The 16,327-nt window shown below is 41.2% G+C and carries 11 protein-coding genes and 1 tRNA gene; 9 read left to right on the top strand and 3 right to left on the bottom strand.

The features are described 5' to 3' along the window. The 3 genes from AC1XUD_RS19565 to AC1XUD_RS19575 all read left to right on the top strand — a co-directional run. On the top strand, positions 1–1,752 hold a 1,752-nt coding region (locus tag AC1XUD_RS19565), incomplete at its 5' end, for an ATP-dependent DNA helicase (RefSeq protein WP_483362736.1). Positions 1,753–1,816: 64 nt separating this feature from the next. Beyond that, on the top strand, positions 1,817–3,256 hold the full coding sequence (locus tag AC1XUD_RS19570; protein WP_483362737.1) for a DUF7017 domain-containing protein: 1,440 nt from the start codon (positions 1,817–1,819) through the stop codon (positions 3,254–3,256). A 90-nt stretch (positions 3,257–3,346) separates the two neighbouring features. Further along, the gene (locus AC1XUD_RS19575; RefSeq protein WP_483362738.1) at positions 3,347–4,318 is read left to right on the top strand and encodes a virulence RhuM family protein/type II toxin-antitoxin system death-on-curing family toxin; all 972 of its coding nucleotides are present in this window, start codon (positions 3,347–3,349) and stop codon (positions 4,316–4,318) included. A gap of 261 nt (positions 4,319–4,579) precedes the next feature. On the opposite strand, the gene AC1XUD_RS19580 is transcribed toward AC1XUD_RS19575, so the two are convergent. From AC1XUD_RS19580 to AC1XUD_RS19590, 3 genes are all read right to left on the bottom strand, one after another. Then, positions 4,580–6,460: a T9SS type A sorting domain-containing protein gene (locus AC1XUD_RS19580; protein ID WP_483362739.1), complete on the bottom strand. Its 1,881-nt coding sequence runs from the start codon at positions 6,458–6,460 to the stop codon at positions 4,580–4,582. A 444-nt stretch (positions 6,461–6,904) separates the two neighbouring features. After that, entirely contained in the window at positions 6,905–7,573 is a 669-nt protein-coding gene (locus tag AC1XUD_RS19585; protein ID WP_483362740.1) for a hypothetical protein, read from the bottom strand. Positions 7,574–7,598: 25 nt separating this feature from the next. After that, positions 7,599–8,063 (bottom strand): hypothetical protein, encoded by a 465-nt coding sequence (locus AC1XUD_RS19590; protein ID WP_483362741.1) that lies wholly within the window; start codon positions 8,061–8,063, stop codon positions 7,599–7,601. A gap of 207 nt (positions 8,064–8,270) precedes the next feature. Here AC1XUD_RS19590 and AC1XUD_RS19595 point away from each other — a divergent pair, with 207 nt between their 5' ends. The 6 genes from AC1XUD_RS19595 to AC1XUD_RS19620 all read left to right on the top strand — a co-directional run bounded on the left by AC1XUD_RS19595 (position 8,271) and on the right by AC1XUD_RS19620 (position 16,260). After that, on the top strand, positions 8,271–10,406 hold the full coding sequence (locus AC1XUD_RS19595) for a glycoside hydrolase family 31 protein (RefSeq protein ID WP_483362742.1): 2,136 nt from the start codon (positions 8,271–8,273) through the stop codon (positions 10,404–10,406). A gap of 242 nt (positions 10,407–10,648) precedes the next feature. After that, on the top strand, positions 10,649–11,485 hold the full coding sequence (locus AC1XUD_RS19600; RefSeq protein WP_483362743.1) for an SGNH/GDSL hydrolase family protein: 837 nt from the start codon (positions 10,649–10,651) through the stop codon (positions 11,483–11,485). Positions 11,486–11,620: 135 nt separating this feature from the next. After that, positions 11,621–11,697, top strand: a tRNA-Asp gene (locus AC1XUD_RS19605). 254 nt (positions 11,698–11,951) lie between these two features. Beyond that, positions 11,952–13,187, top strand: coding sequence for a site-specific integrase (locus tag AC1XUD_RS19610; protein WP_483362744.1), 1,236 nt, complete (start codon positions 11,952–11,954; stop codon positions 13,185–13,187). Positions 13,188–14,230: 1,043 nt separating this feature from the next. Continuing rightward, complete coding sequence (locus AC1XUD_RS19615) at positions 14,231–14,860, top strand: DUF305 domain-containing protein (RefSeq protein ID WP_082217961.1); 630 nt, start codon at positions 14,231–14,233, stop codon at positions 14,858–14,860. A gap of 2 nt (positions 14,861–14,862) precedes the next feature. Continuing rightward, the gene (locus tag AC1XUD_RS19620) at positions 14,863–16,260 is read left to right on the top strand and encodes a YncE family protein (protein WP_229208587.1); all 1,398 of its coding nucleotides are present in this window, start codon (positions 14,863–14,865) and stop codon (positions 16,258–16,260) included. Positions 16,261–16,327: the final 67 nt, after the last annotated feature.

The raw sequence follows: 16,327 nt of genomic DNA on the forward strand, positions 1-16,327 counted from the left end.
ATCATCGTCGACGAGGCTTCTATGATCTCCAATTCGAAAACAGAACATGAGCTCTTCACTTTTGGGACGGGCAAGCTGCTGAATGATCTCTTGACGTATGCTAAAATAAAGACTAGTCAGAATAAAATTATTTTCGTAGGAGATCCGGCACAGTTGCCTCCTGTAGCGGACTCTAAGTCTTTGGCACTTGAAGAAAGCTTTTTTCTGGAAGCAGACATTGTAGTGGAATCAACAGAGATGAAAGAAGTACATCGTCAGGTAAAGGAAAATCCTATTCAGAGGAATGCCATCGTTTTTAGGGAGCTTCTTGCAACTGAAAAACGTTCAGAGTTGAATCTTGAATTTGATGACGACAATTTTATTCATTTGAGTGATGAGTTACCCGCAACCAGATATACAGAATTGTTCCCAAACCCTGAGATAGGGAACGGAGTGATTATTTGCTATTCTAACCCTCAGGCGCTTTCATATAACCAGTCTATTCGGGAGAAAATTTTTCCGGGCAAGTATCAAACAATTACTGTCGGAGACGTCCTTCTTATCAATAGCAACAATTACCATGCTTACGGTTTAGAACTATACAATGGTGACATGGCTACAGTAGTGTCCGTTTCAGATACGGTCGAGTCCATATCGGCGCCTGTGTATGTGACAGAAGGAAAAGAGAGAATTCGAAAAGTTGTAGAGCTACAATTCAGAAACATCGTTGTGAGATTCCCCCATCACGACCAGGATGTGCCATGTAAAATTATTGAATCGTTGCTCAATAGCCCTTTGCCTTCATTATCTGTAACGGAGCTTAAAGCATTGTACATTAATTTTATAATTCGTTTCAACGAGGAACAAAGTGAGCATAGGAAGAAAGGGTTTCCACATTTTAGAGAAGGCTCTGAGGAATTTAAGGATAAGTTGAAAAAGGATCCGTATTTTAATGCTCTACGTGTAAAATACGGATACGCTATTACCTGTCATAAAGCGCAAGGTAGCGAGTGGGATACCACCTTTGTAGATTACCGAGGTCAGGTCGGTATTAGAGATGCACAACTTCGCTGGTGCTACACTGCTTTGACCAGAGCAAAACGGGTGTGCTACAATATTTCTCCTCCAAGTTTTGGTGCTCTTGACGCCATTAATTTCGATCCAATTACATTATTAAACTCACTTGGAGCCGACGCTATTCATTTCTTGAATGTTTCAGTTTCTCCATATCATTTACCAGGTTCACATCCTTGCAAGAGTGCGAAGTATTATGAAATATTGGAAAAGATCCAGGATACCCCGTTTCAATTAAGGACAGCGGAATCAAAACCATATCTAGAGATATATCATTTAGTGCACGATGAACAGGAGATAAGAATTCAGGCGAATCATGATGGAGCGGGTATCTTTGGTAAATTTTTACTAGTGAAAGGAGATGCCAGTATTGGCGAGAGATTATTGTCTATCGTTAATCTGTTTAAAAGGATTGAAGTTGAGGTGGTTTACACTCCGACCACTTTGCCTCTTTCAAAGCTCTTTACCAAAATCTCAACTGCCTGCTCGGAATTGGATATTGTTATTTCAGGTGTTAAAGAATATCAATTGAGTTATTACGTGCTTTATATTTTCCAGACAAAAACAGGATTTGCCTCACTGCAATTCTATTTTGATAAAAATGGAAAAATAACAAAGGCTCAACCAAAAGCATTTCAGGGTGAACCAACAGATTCACTTACACTTCTGATAAGTAAACTTGCAGCCCATGCCGTCTAAGGAAATAAAGGAGCTACGTAAAGCCGGAAAGTTGGATGAGGCACTGGCAATGGCACAGTCCGAATTGGATGCCGATCCGGATAACATTTGGGCAAAGCGGAATATTGGTTGGGTTTATTACGAGTACTTGAAGGTTAACAACCATGCTGAGCAATTTGATGCTTTCCTGGATAAACTCAACGGTATTGTAGAGTTAGACCTTCCCGAGGATGAAAAAATAATCTTTGATTCGGTAGGGTTTCAGGTTGGTATCATTGTGTTTTCATTGGCTAAGCTGAGTGCTGTTCCGATTAGTAAAGTTGATTTGTTATTCAAAACCATACAGCCTTTTTATTTCTCAAAACCCTCAGAAGGATACAGTTTTCTATTAAAGGCGTTCCATAAGGTGTTTAAGGATACTAACAAGTATATAGCTTTTATTGACTGGTGGAGCCTGAGTAGTTTTCGCGACGAGGATTTTGAAAAGGAAAAATTACCTAATGGCCAAGAAGTGATGGCGTTGGTGGAACAAGTTTACATTGCCTATGCCAAACATTTATTGCCTCAGAAAGCTGTTTCAGGTATTTTGATTTTTGACAAATCAAAAGTGGAATCCTTCCTGCCGTTAATTGATTCGATTGTTGAAAACTACCCTAAGTTCCAGTATCCAGCCTATTTTAAGGCCAAGTTGTTGCTAGCTCTGGGAGATAGTGATAATAATGTTCTGGCGTCATTTCTTCCATTTGCTAGACGTAAAAAGAATGATTTTTGGGTATGGGAAATCTTTGCAGAGATTTACAAAGATAATCCGGAAGTTGTTTTTGCTTGTTATTGCAAGGCATTGAGTTGTTTTGCCAAGGATGAAATGTTAGTGAAGCTTCGGCAAAAAATGGCTTCAATTCTCGTACGCAAGGGCTTACATAACGAAGCGAAAACAGAAATTCAACTGTTATTAGCTGCTCGTACTCAAAATCACTGGCCAATACCGAATGAAGTTAGTAACTGGTTAGGTCAAAATTGGTACACGGAGGCGACGTCAAGTTCATCTAATATTAACTTTTATAAAAATGGCCTCGATACTGCGGAATCATTATTGTTTGCGGACGCTCCAGAGGAAACTGTAATTGTCGAATTTGTCAATTCTGATGGTAAGATGTTGAATTTTATAGGGTCAGAGTCAAAGTATGGATTTTTTAAATATGAACGATTCCTTCGACAGATACAAGTGGGTGACACGCTCCGAGTTCGCTTTCAGTCGGGTACGCTAGGAGGTATCTATCAAGTTCACACAGTGAAAAAAATTGACGATCCTACTTTCCGAAATCAGTTTGTTAAAGAAATTGAGGGCGATCTAAGAATTTCTGAGGGGAAATCCTTTGGTTTTGTAAGCGACGCATATGTTCACCCAACATTCGTTTCGAGTCGAAAAATGGTTAACGGTATGTTTGTTAAGGGTTCAGCCATTAAATCTTTTAATAAGGAGAAAAATCAATGGGGATGGAAGTTGTTTGCTGTTGGTGAGTAGTGAAATTTATTTTGTCTATTATTGACCTCGGATTTTCTAAACTTGATTATTACTGTATGTTGACGCTGCTGAGAAGAGAATATAATAAATATGAATAACCAAATCGAAATATACCAGAGTAGTGATGGACAGACCCAAATCGAAGTAGCCTTCCAGGAAGATACTGTATGGCTAACCAATTTACAGTTGGTTGCATTGTTTGCTTCGAGCAAGGCGAACATAAGTGAGCACATTAAACATATCTTTTTATCCAATGAGCTGGATGAACAGGCAACTGTTCGGAAATTCCGAACAGTTCAACAGGAGGGTAATCGTTTAATTGAGCGGGATCGTATTCACTATAACTTAGATGTCATCATAGCTGTTGGATATAGAGTAAATACTAAACAAGGAACAAAATTCCGTCAATGGGCAACCCAGCGCTTGAAAGACTACCTAGTCCAAGGGTACTCAATCAATGAGAAACGACTGGCTCAAAAACAACAGCAAGTGCAAACACTGAAAGACGGTATTCGGATTTTAGGTAGGGCGATAGAAAGTAAGATTACCGATACTGATTTTGCATGGCTGAGTCAATTTGCAAAGGGTTTGGAATTACTGGACGATTATGACCATGAAGAATTAGACCGTAAAGGAATCAGCACCACACAGGCAATTTATCCGGAGCTATCCGACTACCAGCAAATCGTCGAAATCATGAAAGCCGATTTTGATTCTGATGTTTTTGGAAAGGAAAAAGATGAGAGTTTCCAAAGCGCAGTGATACAAATCAGTAAAGGCTTTGGTGACGTAGATTTTTATCCATCCATAGAGGAAAAGGCAGCGACTTTGCTATATCTCATTATAAAGAACCATGGTTTTGTGGATGGTAATAAGCGGATTGCAGCTGCGTGTTTCTTGTTATTTTTAGAAAGAAATTCTCTCTTAGAGTCCAGGTCTGGGGAGCCAATAATTAGCAACGAAGCACTTGCCAGCCTAACCTTATTTGCCGCCGCAAGCAAACCGGAGGAGATGGAAACTGTGAAGAAACTGGTTGTCAGTGTACTCAATAGAAATCAGTGATTACATTTTGTCCAGCAGATAGTCGCGAGTTTTGGGAGAAATAACCGGGGAAATTATGGGAGAAATTATTAAAATTTGAAATTTTGTTACCCACTTGTTACCTGAGTAGAGTTTACGAAATGTAAAATATTGATAATTAGCTTGTTGAGCGGTTTGATTACTTTTTGTATCGGAAAGTAGGTAATATCAATCCTTTACAGGTGTTACCCTTTAGTAACAGTTTATAATTTGAGGGCACTAAAATATGACGCCTTTTGAATCCTACTTCTTAACGACTTTTCCCAAAAACACTTCATCGCCAACTTGCAACGAATAAATATATATCCCTCCCGGCAGGCTGCTGGCAGGGATTTCTGTTTCATATTTCCCGCTTTCGAGAAGTTTGTCGACTAACACAGCTTGTTTTTGGCCATTCGTTGAATAGATAGTTAGGTTGACCTGTTTCTTTTCCAGAAGTTCGTAAGAAATTTTGGCTGAGCTTTCAAATGGGTTGGGGTAGGCTTTTGGTGAAGAATCGATGGTCTTACTGGTCCCCTCAAAATCGATAATCCCAGTTCTGGCGAGTGAGTTACCTGCCGTGCCTTCTGGTGCCGCATCGAAATAAGACAGGTTGAGAAAGTCGATATTCGGACCGCTTTGACCCATAGCCGCCATCCTGATTTTGTGTGTTCCTACCTTCAGAAATATCCTTGGTCCAGAGTATGTGGCCCAATTATCCCAGTTGGTGATAGACGGGAAAGATGCATTTTGCGCAATATTATTATCCACAGAAATAGCCACGGCACGGCTTTTTGCAGACCCATTTGCAAATTGAAAGCTTAGAGAATAGGTACCTGCCACTTTTATCTGAGTTGTCCACTCAATATAGTCCTTGCTATCATTAATAAAATCGACAAACCCGGTACCCGAATAACCTGGCCGGTCTTTCGCAACTTTCGCTCCGGAGACAAACGCGTTTTCGGCTTGAAGGTTTTGACTTCCCGGAGTTTCTACTGCAACGACGATATAATTTGACTGCGCTCCCACGGCGGGGCTAGCCAAATTTCCTCCTAACACAAAAGGATATGGGTAAGATTGATAGGAATTAATTAGTTTACTGTACAGCTGGAGATGTTTCATTTGCGGATCATTCGTACCGACTATATCCCCGGTTTTGTGCCAGCTGTTCAGCCAGCCGGGCAGGACTGTTGCCCTGAGATCGTAAGCGACGAATACGACTGCCTGTTTTTTCATATAGGTAACGAGCTCGAACTTGTCAGCCTCTTTCTTATCGTCCATCGCAGTTAGCACGAAGGATGCTCCAGCCAGATAGTCTGGCACGGAGGTAGCCTGAAACGCTCGATCCGTATACAGTTGTGAACCGCTGTTCAATTTTCCCACTTGATATGCTTTACCAGACGCAGCGGAAACCTGCGTGATCAGATTATCATCTTCGGGTCTTTCAGGAATGGCTGGTTTTTCAGTTTGTGGTACCCGAGCTTCTATGCGATCTACGTAAAATGCTTCCGGGGCGGTTTGGGTGCTTACCTGCCACCCAAAATGCCCTAGTTGTTGATAGGAATTGTCGATAGCTTCGAGGAGGGGCGTCTGTCCGTATCCGGCTCCTTTGTCCATATATATCTGTAAAAGTCCGCTTTTGTAACGTGCGATTTTCAATTTATAGGGCTTATCTTTTTCCAACTTCGGATAAATCCCCACAGCATCTAATGTTTGAGGATAGTAAATATTGTCCGTAGACTTCCCCAATATCAGCTGACCTCCTAAATCAGGGGCATATGTGAGAACATAAGTTCGTTGATCATCGGGGGCTACTTGCCCGAAAATGATACGGAACTCACGCCAATAGCTGGACGTGAAACCTTTTGCCGTCGTTTCAATTATATAGGAGTCCGAATCGTATTTTTTGGTGGTTACTAGTTCGCCAAAGTCATAAATACTATATGCAAAACCATTAGCCGCAGACCAGTTATTGTCAGCCTGCCAGTCGCTGCTGAGAGTGTTGCTGCTAAATTCGTCTTTAAAAATTAATGAACCTGGCTGTGCATTAGCTGATTTGCCACCCACGGCAACAAGGATTAGAAAAGTTAGGGCAAAGTGGAGATCTCTTTCGGATATCCAGGCGTGTCGTAGTAATTTTTTCATATTCGGATGTTAAATTAAAAGGACATTTTTGCTACAAAGGGAAGTTTAGTTACGGGAAATGGCTTATTACGGGAGAAGTGGAATGACATTCCTTATCGCGCTAATTCAACGCGATGATTATTTAACTTCAATATTCATACCACGGATGTTACGAGGAATATCAGGCCTTGAAGAATTGAAAAGTCCTTAAATATCTGATTAGTAATATTTTAATTTCTTTGAAAGTAAGGTTCGGCGGAACAATATCTTCAATGAATAATGGCTTTCCTGTTGATTAATTGAGAAATACGGGCTCGGTCGGAGCAACCTCTAATTCAGGAATGCTTAAGTTGATATTTGGAGGAAAACATGAGTATATCGGCTATTATCCAAATTGGTATTGATGGGCATTCAATATAAGATTCCCTTCGCCCTGCTGCCACGCCCCTCTTCATTCCATGCTCGTTACCTTGCACCCATCCAATCCACAATCGGATCAATCCAGTCTTTTCTGCCTTTGTAAAAAAATCCGTGATCGAAACCTGTGTTGAGCTGTACTTCTTTGAGCTTTTTTGAATCAACTTTACCAGTAAAGAGCGGCAGGCAAGACCCACGTGATTCATCCGACTTCTCAGTAATTGAAAGAAAACGACCCGAAAAACTCATCTTCTCATAATCCTTAAAAGTGTAATCCCGACAGCCCCCCATAATCACGTAATTAATTAGATCATTCTTTTGCCGGGATGCGACTTTCAGAACTATATCGGTGCCAGCGGATGCACCAACTAACAGTATGCTTTTTGGGTTAACTTTCAATTTAAGCAGACTATCAATTTGTCCCAAAGCTTTAGAAGTATATACTTCATTTTCAACACCCTTTTTCCGGATTTCACTGATCACGATAAATCCTCTTTTTCGAAGGGAGTCCAGTATATTAGAGAATTCATAGGGCCCCCATTCCGGTGCTCCATTATTGACCGCATTATCTCCCAACTCTGTAACAACCTGACCATGAAAGTAAAACAGGTATCTTTTGGAAGTGGCTGATGCATCTGTCTGTCCAAATGCATCGCTAGCCATCAGCACAAAAAGCCAAATGGATATCATGCAAGGTATACTGATATCGAGTTTCATATGGCTTAATATTTTGATTAAAGAACTATCGCCGTTTTACATAAATTTCCACAATTTCCTGATTGATATTCAGGCTATCGATTTTCTCAATTCCCGTCTGAGTAAGCGTATCGTTTTGGACACGTAACTTGAAAGAGAAATCCCGGTTTTCCCACTCACGAGCGGTGCAGTAAGCTAAATGTTCCGTGTAAGTTTCATCATTCAAAGTGTATGATCCGCTGCCAGCATCAAATACAGAACTGTCGCCAGGTTGGCGGTTGATATTATGTTTGAAAAAAGCAAAATCTTTGTCATTGAAAATCTTGATCATCTCCTGATTGGCGACCGGAAATGTGACCGTGGTATCTCCTTTTGTAATGATTTTACTTGAAACCAATTGCCAGGTTCCATTCAGATAAAATGAATCGGAAACAACAGTGGTTTTACCGGGTTTTTCTTGGCAGCCAGCGAGAAATAGAATTGTTGAAAATAGGATGAAGTTAATTTTCATATGTCTGATTGAGGTTGGGCTTGAAAGTGTATTGCCAACGGATTAGCATCGCCAACGAAGATACACAAATTAAAATATAGGCATCATGGTGAGTGAGTATCGTTACTAAAAAATTGCAATATTCAAATTTATAGGTACTCCGATCTCCAAATTCAGTAATTATAGTTCCCGAACTTCTTTATCTGTCAGTGAATCAACCCATAAGTTATGAACCGATCGTTTTCTTCGTTAATCATTTTATTTTTTCTGTCTTATAGTGCTCTTGCTCAGGAGCAGAATTTTCAGTGGAAACAGGTAGCTCCGGGAGTTTGGAAAGCGATTGTGGGTCAGCCGGAAAAGATATCTCCGCTGAGTATTGCACAGATCGTTCCAAAAATGCAGGCGTTGGATGGTCTGGGAAATCCTGTTTTTCCGATACTGTTAAAAAACAGTAAGAACCAGCTGACCGATGGCAAAACATATCTGCGTTTTCCTTTGCAAAGGGCTGAGCAATTGTACGGATTAGGACTGAATTTCAAGTCGGTGCAACAGCGGGGAAGTATCAAAACGCTACATGTGGATCATTACAATGGCAAGGACGATGGCCGGACACATGCTCCGGTTCCATTTTATGTGTCTGATAAGGGATATGGCGTATTGATCAATTCTGCCAGATACATCACAGTTTATGCTGGAACGGGAGTTCGAAAGGAGAGTGGTGATTTGCCTCCCGAAATGAACAGGAACACCCAAAAGGATTGGAACTCCCAACCGTATTCTGACGCAGTTGAAGTGTTAGTACCTGCAGTTGGAACTGAAGTATATGTTTTCGCGGGGAAGGATGCGATGGAGGTCGTTCAGCGATATAATCTTTATTGCGGCGGCGGGACGCTTCCTCCAAAATGGGGACTTGGCTTTACGCATCGTACACCGACCCTGTTTACAGACGAGCAGGTGCTGCAGGAAGTTGCTGATTTTGAGAAAAATGGATATCCATTAAGTTTTGTTGGGCTTGAACCAGGCTGGCAAACCCGATCATATCCTAACAGCTTTGTTTGGGATTCGACCCGTTTCCCACAGCCGAAATTGTTTTTAGAAAAATTGAAAGCAAAAAATATTCGAGCCAATTTGTGGATAAATCCTTATGTATCAAAACTTTCTCCGCTATTCAAGGAGGTAGAGCCATACACAGCTTCGCATATGGTGTGGGTAGGGCAGGTGCCGGATTTTAATATGCCGCAGGCAAGAAATGCATATAAAAAGCATTTTGGCTCTCAACATCTGGACATCGGAGTGATGGGATATAAGGTAGACGAAACAGATGGGTACGATGGCTGGCTGTGGCCGGATGTGGCTAAATTTCCCTCAGGCTTCAGCGCAGAACAAGTGCGGCAAACTTACGGTTTGCAATTTCAAAGAATGTCGGCGGACTGGTTTCATGAAAAGAATGTCAGAACGTATGGCCTGGTGCGTGCGTCGAATGCAGGCGCGTCTTCGATGCCATATGTGATATACAACGACTATTATAATCACAACGATTTTATTACCGCGTTGATCAACAGCAGTTTTATCGGGGTACTTTGGACGCCCGAAGCCCGTTCTTCAAAGACCTCAGAAGAATGGCTGAGACGTATGCAAACAGTTTGTTTGTCACCTATGGCCATGCTCAATGCATGGGCGGATGGTACGAAACCCTGGACATTTCCGGATGTTGCCGGCCAGGTCAAAGAGGTAATGTTATTGAGAATGAGACTCTTGCCCTATTTGTATACGACTTTTGCACAATATCACTTCGATGGAAAGCCACCGATCAGGGCCATGAATTTGGTTGCTGGGTTTTCATTTGATGAAAAAATGGTGGAGGGGAAACTGAATTCGACAGACAATCCATATGCTCAGGCGATTAAAAAGGACATGAAGGATCAGTATATGTTGGGCGATTATTTGCTGGTGGCTCCGTTGTTCGCTGGTGAAAAGTCGAGAAAGGTAATTCTACCAAAAGGTAAATGGTATGATTTCTATACCGGCAAGTTCGCAGGGGAAGAGGAAACTATTGAAATCGCAAATGATATGAGGAGCATACCTCTTTTTGTTTCGGATGGCGCGGTTATCCCGATGATTCCTCCTGTTTTAAATACTCCTGAAAAGGGTGTAGTATTACCGTTAACCTTGCGACATTATGGTACAAAACCCGGCGCAAGCAGGATATATGATGACGACGGGGAAACGTTTGACTATGAAAAAGGGCAGCTTGGCTGGACAACTTTGAATGTTACTCAAAACAATGGCGTTCTCACAGGGAGCTATATACCAGGGAAGATTTTCCAATACAATAACGTTACCTGGGAGTTTATGACGAAATGAGTTTGTTGCCAAATTATGTTAAACGCAGAGTTATTGGAGTTAGGCGCTGAGTTAACACAGCGTTTTTTCCGGTGTGGCTGAATCTACACTTTTGAGAAGAATAGTCTTGGACATTTGTGTCTCCGAGTCTTTGTGGCAATCACATTTTGTTTAATGACTCAAAGAAAATATTCGGCAGAATCGTTAAAAACTAGTTGGGATTCCCTTTAAAGAAGAAACTTCAACATAAATATTCGGTGTTTGTGAAAAGGCTATTTCTATTTATTCTGCTAATTTCTGTTTGTTTCGCGTCCGCGCCCCGCAAGCTAACCTGGGTGGCAATCGGGGATTCCATCACTTATTTGAATGATCATCAGGACGAAACTGGAAATCGCGTCACTACCGGATACCTGACCTTGATAACTGACAAGTATCCGGGAGTGGAGTATATCAATCAGGGACATAATGGGTGGACTTCTGTCAATATTGCAGACAAGATCGATGCAATAGGGTTGGTAAATGCAGATATATATACTGTTTTTTTAGGTACCAACGACTGGTGGCAGGGAAAAAATCTGGGAACCATTTCTGACTATCAAAACAATACAGGCTCAGGGACGCTAAATGGTGCGTTCCGGATTATTACCAACAAGCTGAAGCAGTTGAATAGTGAAGCAAAAATTATATTGATCACACCAATGCAGCGAGGTGATTTTGTTTATATCAATAATCCGAAAAATAATGCCTTTGGATCTTACAAGACTAAGAATGAGCGTAGTTTGGAAGAGTTTGCAAATGCAGTAGTAGCGATAGGGAAGCTTGAAAAAATGCCTGTCGTTGACCTCTACCACGATAGTGGCATTAAATACGAGAACATGGTCAATTTCAAAAGGCTGAAAAATCCTAAGACCGGCGAATATCAGGACTACACCTATCCGGAGTATACTAACATTCCTTTCGATCCGGAAAAAGACTACTATCCATATCCCCGCGAAGCATCGAATATGACTTATGACGGATTGCATCCTTCTAACAAAGGATATGAAATCATCGCTGAAATGCTGATTGAAAAGTGGAAAGGCTTGAAAAAGTATAATTAAAGATTCTTATTGAAGGTCTGGAATTCAATAGATTATAAAATAGTTGGGTGTTTTATCAAAAAATAACAGGCAGAAAGATTGTAATTGAAATTTCAATGCGTACTTTTGCCCCACGTTTCAACGGAAACGAAATCTGGTTTGGTAGTTCAGTTGGTTAGAATACATGCCTGTCACGCATGGGGTCGCGGGTTCGAGTCCCGTCCAGACCGCCAGATAATAAATCAAAATTAGTTAAAAGCTTGCAAATCATAGGTTTGCAAGCTTTTTTATTTTCCTCCTACCGCTCAAATCATTCAAATTCTCTCAATCCTTAGGGGATAAATTCGGTTACCCGAAACGGGTACTGTGTCCGGGTAACCGAATTTGCTATAAGGATCTATTAGTCAGCAAGTTGTTCGATAAATGAACATCTTGACTTAAGCATGATTGAATATTAGATTTGACAACCAAAAATAAGATGGGGTGTATGGAAACGAGACTGAGTATTCTGTTTTATGGCAAGAAGGCAAAGATTACCACAGAAGGTTTGATGCCAATTTATTTACCTGTTACGATAGGAGGGAAGAGGTTTGAAACCAGTGCCCACCGGTATGTTCAACCGGAAAAGTGGTCGGTTGAAGCAAGCCGGGTTAAAGGTAATTCCGCAGCGGCAAGGACGATCAACATATATCTGGACAGCTTGCTTGGAAAAGTGTATGCTTACCGGCAGGAACTCATCAATGAAAGCAAAGGAGTCAATATCAAAAACTTCGGGGACAAATGGACTGGTGAGAAACAACGACCTATTCAACTGCTTGAGATATTTGACAGACACAACGAGCAGTTGAAGCAGTTGTTGGGAAATGGCTATGCCCCCGTAACCCTTACCAAATACAAAACAACCCGGGATTACACCTATCAATTTATTCAGTGGAAATACAAACAGAAGGATATCAACCTAACAGCCCTCGATTACGAATTCATCTCTGAATTCGAATTCTGGCTTAAAACCCAGAAGAAATGTGCACATAACACGGTTATGAAATACCTTATCAATTTTAAGAAGGTTGTCTTAATAGGAGTGAAGAAAGGATGGATTCCCAAGGATCCGTTTGCCGAATACAAAATGACCCGTGAAAATGTCAATCGGAGTGCATTAAGTGAAAAGGAATTATCAAGGATTGCGGGGAAGGATTTCAAGAACACCAGGTTGAATCAAGTGCGGGATATTTTCGTTTTCTGCTGTTATACTGGTCTTGCCGATGTTGACGTCATTAAATTGAGTTCGAAGAACATCATTGACGGTTACGGCGGCGAAAAATGGCTGACGATCAGTCGTCAGAAAACAGATAGTCATTCGAGGATTCCTTTGCTTGCGCCAGCACTCAAAATATTGAAATCCTACGAGGACCATCCCCAATGTCAGAATACCGGCACTCTGCTTCCAGTACTCTCAAACCAAAAAATGAATTCGTATTTAAAAGAAATTAGTGATCTGTGCCGAATAAATAAACCAATTACATTTCATTTGGCCCGACATACTTTCGCGACAACCGTTACATTAACGAATGGGGTTCCGATTGAAAGTGTATCAAAAATGCTGGGTCATAGCAGTATCAAGACGACGCAGATTTATGCAAAAATTGTAGACAAGAAGATTGGTGAGGATATGAATCTGTTGAAGGCTAAGATTGGTGCTTATTCCAAAATTCCTTTTGAGTGATTGAGGAGTAGAACCTCCAAAAAGATTACAAATTGAGGAAAGCGTCTATTTCTAGGATTAGAGGCTCTTTCCAATTTTTACCAAGTCTATTTGTCAATTTTTAGTTGAATGGGATAGTTATAGGTTCGACTTAGGCCGTGGGGGCGTTGTTGAAGAAATTAATATAGACACCATCACTCAGTATTACCAATCATAGAGCAACGTTTTAAAGTTCTTGATTGGCTTAATTTGGCACTCGGTTCATGAGTCTATTAAAACGGCCAAGGTGGTATTTCTGTACTCTCAGGCCTTTCGGTTTTTCTTTCTCGTAAGTTCCAGAATGTAAACTTCAGGACTCTTTTGCACGAAAATTTCAGAATTAAATTGCCGTGATATAGGTACCAATATTCAGGACTGGTCACATTCCAAATAGTACAATTTAACGTGCCATTTTGCACTATACAGTAATTTGTTTAGGTGTACCACTAAATCGTAATTTCGAAGTATAGTGATTGGGCATTTTAGGAATCAAAGGTGAGAAAAACAGAAGGGTCAAAGAGTACGGAAAAACCACCGAATAAATTAGCTAAAATTTCACATAGATATTTTCTATATGTGAACGTCCAACAAAAAAGCCTGCACTTATGGAACAGGCTCGTGTAGTAAGTATAGAAAAACAAATCCGACTCAGTGTTTCAGCTGAAATCCCCGGGTAGGAAGGAATCAGGCTTGGGGGAAAGCGCCTAATAAATTCAGAATATGTTTTTGCAATCTGTTCGTATCGTTCGTCTGCACCAAGGCTGGTGGATGATTGGATTCGCTTCTGGGTGGCTATGGTTCCTGTACGGTCAATTTATCTGAACATCAGATCTACGGCAGGGACGGTTTTGATAATCCTGCATACTCCCATGCGTAATGCGCAGCACATCTGGATCTTCCGTCATTTCCAATATAGTAATCAGCCTGAATTCTGCCGCTTTTAGCTTCCAATGTGCCGGTTTTAACAAAAGCCGCTGCAGGAAATAAATCTCATCCTCCTAGTTTTACTATTAAATCTGAAAGACATGAAAAATAAAATATTTAATACGTTCAAAATAATGCTGGTATTAGCGTTGCTTACAGCCATCAGGCCCGTTAAAGCGCAATCTATGCAGATGCATCATCAGCATTCGTCGGCAGGTAAAAACATGCTCCTTACCCTGATGGATTCCATGATGGTACAAATGAGTAAACTGCCAAAAGCCACTTCACCGGAATCTGATTTTATACAGCAGATGATACCGCATCATGAAGGTGCCGTAGCCATGGCAAAGTATGAAATTCAGCATGGCAAAGATTTTAACATGATACAGCTCGCCAGAAGTATTCTGACTGAGCAAACCAGTGAGATCCAGCAGATGAACCTGTGGTTAAAGCAAATTTCTGCAACGGACAAAGAAATGCCCTCCGGTTACCAGCAGTCTATGAACCAATCGATGCAGACCATGATGAACACCATGCCTTCAAATGAGCAGCTGACAGATATTGATCATGCTTTTGCAGCTGTGATGGTCCCGCATCACCAGGCCGCTGTTGATATGGCCAAAATCATATTAAAATATTCCGGTGATCAGCTGATTACCGGTTTTGCCAAACAACTTATTTCCTTACAGCAGGTTGAAATTGAACAAATGTCCTTATTCTTAAATAAATGAAAATGAAAACAATAGCGCTTGCAGTCATATTAAATCTTGTTGGTTTAATTACCGCTGCCCAAAGTCCGTATGCTCATGACCGTGTTTATACAGGTAACCAGGTTTCCAATACCGTTTCTGTTGTAGACCCATCAACGAATAAGTTATTGGGAGAAATTAAACTGGGTAAACCCTACCCTAACGTATTGAGTCCCTTATACAAAGGCCAGGCGCTGGTGCATGGCCTTCGATACTCACAGGAGAAAAAAATACTGGCTGTGGTGTCCATCGGCTCCAATGCTGTTACCCTGATCTCTACGGAAACAAACCAGATATTGAAGACCATTTATGTTGGCCGTTCCCCGCACGAGCCGACGTTTACGCCCGATAGTAAACAAATATGGGTGTCTGTGAGAGGAGAAGCATACATCAGTGTCATTGATGTTGAAAAAATGGCAGAGATCAGGCGCGTACCCGTTGCAGACGGACCGGGCATGGTATCCTTTACACCGGATGGCAAACTGGCCTATATATGTTCCAGCTTTACGCCGGAGGTAGATATTGTGGATGCAGCAACTTATACAATTGTAAAAAAGATTCCGGTTACCAGCCCCTTTTCACCCAATATATTTACCAGTCCCAAAGGTGAATGGATAGCCATGACGCACAAGGATACTGGGAAAGTTACCATTATCAATACCGCTTCTCAGTCTGTTGCCAAAGTGATTACGACCGGCGCGATAACCAATCATGTTTCTTTCAGTTATGTGAAAAATAAACTGATGATGCTCGTTACAGTTGGCGGTGAAAACAAACTGCGGGTATTTGATGCAGCTCAGGATTTTAAACAAACCGATACGGTTAATATCGGAGCTTTGCCTCATGGCCTGTGGCCTTCGACGGATGGAAAATTACTGTATGTAGGCCTGGAATTCGCTGACCAGGTGCAGGCTGTTGACCTGCAAACAATGAAAATAATCAGCACGATCCAGATTGGACAAAGTCCGCAGGCACTGGTTTATGCTGAAAATGCGGTAACTAATATCAACGCTAAATCCGGTCTTTCTGCCCTGAATGATACGGCTTCCACACAGGTAATTGCATTAAATGCAGTTAACACAAATCAAAAATCACATGGCAGAATTGCTGTGCGAAGCATTGGCCTGGCTGATCTGGTGGAGCAGATTTTCACTTCATTACAACCGAACACCTCTTATACCCTGGCTTTATCAAGGTCAGATAAAGCGCCGTTTTCTTCTGATTATCAGATCAATACTTTTGATACCGATGCGAATGGCAAATACATGGGTCAGTCTACCGGGCTGGTTAAAACGATTAACAGTGTTGATAGTCAGTCTTTCCGTCATGTGATTTTAACCGACACTAAAACCGGGAATGTTGTATTATCAGATCAACTTTAAAAAGTAGATTTACAACAGACTGTTTGATAAGCCCTTATGATTTTTTAAGGTTATCTTTGGCCGACTG

The organism is Dyadobacter sp. HNCC25DJ184 (assembly GCF_056895215.1).